The 821-nt window shown below is 46.9% G+C and carries 1 protein-coding gene and 1 pseudogene; both read left to right on the top strand.

Annotated features, from left to right (window positions below; translation table 11 throughout):
• Positions 1 to 515: pseudogene (locus tag R8N49_RS26230) on the top strand (hypothetical protein); the annotation flags it as partial.
• Positions 515 to 821 (top strand): YcfL family protein (locus R8N49_RS26225; protein WP_318190335.1); only part of this gene is annotated, 307 nt, incomplete at its 3' end. The pseudogene R8N49_RS26230 and the gene R8N49_RS26225, both read left to right, overlap by 1 nt.

Genomic DNA, 821 nt, shown 5'->3' with positions numbered 1-821 from the left:
AAGGTTGGCGTATTGATTTACCTATTTTTGACAGTCGCGGCAATGGCGCAATCTACTCATTGGCACTACCTTATTATCCAAAACGTGGGGCACCACGCTTTAGTGATGTGGCTTTGAATGGAACAAAACTGCCTTCTAGTACGTTGGCTGACGTTAATGCCATGGCTCAGAATGATTTGAATGAACGCTTAACGACAATAGTGATTCGCCAAGCCATTCGCGTTGGGGCGAAAGACCGAATCAGAAAAGAAGCAGCGAAAAAAGGCGATGACGTGGGCAATATTCTTTTCAACGTTTGGAATACATTAACAGAACAACCAGATACTCGAAGCTGGCAAACGCTGCCAGCGCAAGTGAAGACGGCCTCACAAATTGTGAAGCCGGGTACACAGCAGCTAAATTTAGGCGATCAAGTCTATCAATTTGACGTACCAGCGCAGCAAACCACACTGGTGTGGGTTTCTCGTCAGGGAGCGCATTCGACGGTATGGCATAAACAATTAGGGAGATTGTAATGAGAGCATGGCTTATTGGCTTAGCAGTCATTATCGGTTTGGCAGGTTGTGCGGACAACACTGCTGGGATCCGAGTTGATGGCCAAACACAAAACGTATTTTTTAACGATAACGTATTGGGCAGCCGACTGTTGGTTGACAACATCACCACGACTTACGTCGATGATCGACCACGTGGTGTGGTGCAGTTAAGCAGTAACTACAAAGGTGACCAGCACATTCTTTATCGCTTCTACTGGTACGACAACAATGGTTTGGAAGTGAACACCAAACCGGGGCCTTGGCGCAAAATGATCGTGCGTGGAT

Source organism: Vibrio sp. 1978 (assembly GCF_033344345.1).
This window is presented reverse-complemented; position numbering and strand designations above follow the sequence as displayed.